The organism is Rhodococcus sp. R1101, assembly GCF_000278445.1.
Classification (GTDB): Bacteria; Actinomycetota; Actinomycetes; order Mycobacteriales; family Mycobacteriaceae; genus Rhodococcus; species Rhodococcus gordoniae.
This window is the reverse complement of sequence record NZ_AJVB01000498.1, coordinates 1-2,776: the sequence shown is the minus strand read 5'-3', so window position 1 is coordinate 2,776 and position 2,776 is coordinate 1. Positions and strand designations below refer to the sequence as shown.

4 protein-coding genes are annotated in these 2,776 nt (G+C 69.6%); 2 read left to right on the top strand and 2 right to left on the bottom strand.

Going from position 1 to position 2,776, the window contains the following annotated elements:
- Positions 1–522, bottom strand: a 522-nt coding sequence (locus tag R1101_RS0120510) for a type IV toxin-antitoxin system AbiEi family antitoxin domain-containing protein (RefSeq protein ID WP_016935165.1), incomplete at its 3' end; no start/stop codon positions are given.
- A 104-nt stretch (positions 523–626) separates the two neighbouring features.
- Here R1101_RS0120510 and R1101_RS0120505 point away from each other — a divergent pair.
- Complete coding sequence (locus tag R1101_RS0120505; protein ID WP_016935164.1) at positions 627–1,388, top strand: LmeA family phospholipid-binding protein; 762 nt, start codon at positions 627–629, stop codon at positions 1,386–1,388.
- 36 nt (positions 1,389–1,424) lie between these two features.
- On the opposite strand, the gene deoC is transcribed toward R1101_RS0120505, so the two are convergent.
- Positions 1,425–2,090 carry a deoxyribose-phosphate aldolase gene (deoC, locus tag R1101_RS0120500; protein WP_026003527.1) on the bottom strand — a complete coding sequence of 222 codons (666 nt, stop codon included), beginning with the start codon at positions 2,088–2,090 and terminating at the stop codon, positions 1,425–1,427.
- A gap of 132 nt (positions 2,091–2,222) precedes the next feature.
- Between deoC and R1101_RS0120495 the strand changes: the two genes are divergently transcribed.
- Entirely contained in the window at positions 2,223–2,756 is a 534-nt protein-coding gene (locus tag R1101_RS0120495) for a GNAT family N-acetyltransferase (RefSeq protein WP_016935162.1), read from the top strand.
- Positions 2,757–2,776 lie beyond the last annotated feature (20 nt).

The following is a 2,776-nucleotide window of genomic DNA, read 5'->3' as shown; positions in this document are numbered from 1 at the left end:
GAGCGCGAGGGCGTCGCCGACGAGTTCGTCGAGCACTTCCTGGGACACACCGCCCGCGGCCAGATCGACCGCGGTGCGTGCCGGCGTGGTGATCCGGAATGCGCCGGCGATCTCGCAGTCCTCGTCCGCCAGCGTCCGGTGATGGAGCGCGAGCCGGTTGCTCGGCACGGTGCGCTGGTCGGGAGTGGACAGGTGGAGGAAGCGGGGCTGCAGGTGCCCCATGCCGTGCAGGTCGGCGGCGCTCTGGTGCGAGACGACCGCTTCGCCCTCGTACCAGGTGCACCACTGGGCGAACTCGTCGAACTTGGTCCGCGGGCTGTCGCCGAGGCGGTACAACTCGGTCTCGACGCGGATCCACAGACCCGCCTCGATGCGTTCCGCGAAGTCGTGCGCTGCTATTCCGTGGCCGACGGCCTGGCGTGCGGTGAAGAACCCGGCTTGCGTGGCGGCGAGGCGCCGCAGCGAGTCGTCGGCATCGGCCCGCCCGGTTGCGTCGTAACCTGAATCCGTCCACCCTGTCATGGCGCCCAGCGTAGCCGACGAATGTGGTACACCTCACATATTTTCCTCATCCTGCGGCCGTGTGTTCAGTCGATCCTCAGAGTTCTCCGGAAGAATCGACCCTCATGACGCAACGGAAGCGCAACCGCACCGTCACGATCGCCGTCGTTCTCGTCGCGGCGCTGGTCGCCGTCCTGGTGGGCGCGGAGGTCTACGTCCGCAACCGCGCGACCACCTGTCTCGCCCAGTCCTTCGAGAGCGAGCTCGGCACCGGAGTCGACGTCGACCTGAGCTGGAAACCGGTACTGCTGCAACTGCTCGACCGGCGGGTACCCTCGGTGTCCCTCGACAGCGACGACACCGCCTTCGGCCCCGCCCAGCAGATGCAGGTGCACGCCGAGGTCGAGAATGTCGACCTGCGTGATTCCGCAGAGGGTGCCGGCACCATCGGCAGCTCGAGCGCCGACGTGTCGTGGCCCGTCTCCGGGATCCTCGCGACCGTGCAGAGCCAGTCGGTGGGAGCGCTCGTCACCGATGTCACGGCCGACGAGAACGCGGGCACCCTCACCTTCACCGTCGGCGGCCAGGGTCTTGCGGAGTTCACCGCGCGGCCGGTGGTGAACGGCGGCGTGGTGACGGTCGAGACGACCGACGCGACGATCCTCGGCATCGGGCTCCCGACGGCCCTCGTCGACGGCGTCGTGGAGATCCTCGCCTCGGGTCTGCAGCAGTACCCGCTGGGCATGCAGGCCACCGAAGTGGGCGTCACCGACTCGGGCGTCGAACTCCGCCTCGAAGGGGGCCGCTTCGTGCTGCCGGAGAACCCGCAGGGACAGCCGGGACAACAGCAAACGCAACAGCAGAGCAGCTGCGGCCTGCTGTCGTGACCGGCAAGGTCGGCCCTGCGGACCGTCCAGCACTGCTCAGCCCTGCAGACCGTCCAGCACGGCGCGGCTGCCGGACAACCCGAGGCGCGTGGCCCCGGCCTCGATCATCGCGACCGCGTCCTCCGCGGTGCGGATACCGCCGCTCGCCTTGACGCCGAGCCGGCCGCCCACCGTCTCCGCCATGAGCGCGACCGCGTGGGTGGTGGCGCCGCCCGCGGGATGGAAGCCGGTGGAGGTCTTCACGAAGTTCGCGCCGGCTTTCTCCGCCGCGCGGCACACCTCCACGATCGCCTCGTCGGAGAGGACCGCGGACTCGATGATGACCTTGAGGACCGGGCCGAATCCGATCGATTCGCGCACCGTGAGGATGTCGGCGAGAACGGCGTTGTAGTCGCCGCTCACGGCAACACCCACGTCGATCACCATGTCGATCTCGCGCGCACCCTCGTCGACGGCGAGTCGCGCCTCGGCGCCCTTGATGAGCGAATGGTGCTTGCCCGACGGGAATCCGACGACCGTCGCGACCGTGACCCCCTCGGCCCGCAGGGGCAGCATCGACGGCGACACGCACACCGCGTACACGCCGAGATCGACAGCTTCGTCGACGAGGGCCCGCACGTCCTGCGAGGACGCTTCGGGCTTGAGGAGGGTGTGGTCGATCATCGACGCGACCTGCGCGCGGGTCAGCGGGGTTCCGGACATGAGTGCAGCTTCCCACACGACGGGCCCGACGGTTCGGCACCGCATGTCGTTCGGCCGCATGTTCTCCGGCACCGCACCCTGCCTTCGGTAATCCACTCGCGCAGGAGGCCTCCGGCCACCCACAATGATCGCGTGCTGATCCGTCGAGAGCTTCCTGCCGACATCCGTGCGATCGCGGACGTGCACCGCGCCGCCTTCGCTCCGTTCGCCGCGCCGGGCCACGAGCCGGTCGAGCCCGGTCTCGTCGCGTCGCTGCGCGCGAGCGACGCGTGGCTGCCACCCTTGTCGCTCGTCGCCGAGGACGGCGCGGGCGCGATCGTCGGGCACGTCGTCGCTACCCGTGGACACGTCGGCAGCACGCCCGCGTTGGGTCTGGGTCCGCTCGGTGTCCGACCCGACCTGCAGCGTTCCGGTGTGGGCAGCGCACTCGTCCACGCCGTGCTCGGTGCGGCGGACGCGCTGGACGAGTCGCTCGTGCTCCTGCTCGGACATCCCGGCTACTACCCCCGTTTCGGTTTCGTGCCCGCCGCCGAGCTCGGGATCTCCCCGGACGTCGAGGAGTGGGCCTCCCACTTCCAGGCCCGGGCGCTCACGGCACACGACCCCGCGCTTCGGGGCACCTTCCGGTATGCCGAACCGTTCTACGATCTCGAGGAACAGGGATGAACGACGAACGACGGGTCGAG

What these genes read in the sequence shown, in the direction of transcription:
- R1101_RS0120505 (WP_016935164.1), top strand. Translation starts at nt 627, where the DNA reads ATGACGCAACGGAAGCGCAACCGCACCGTCACGATCGCCGTCGTTCTC.
- deoC (WP_026003527.1), bottom strand. Translation starts at nt 2,090, where the DNA reads ATGTCCGGAACCCCGCTGACCCGCGCGCAGGTCGCGTCGATGATCGAC.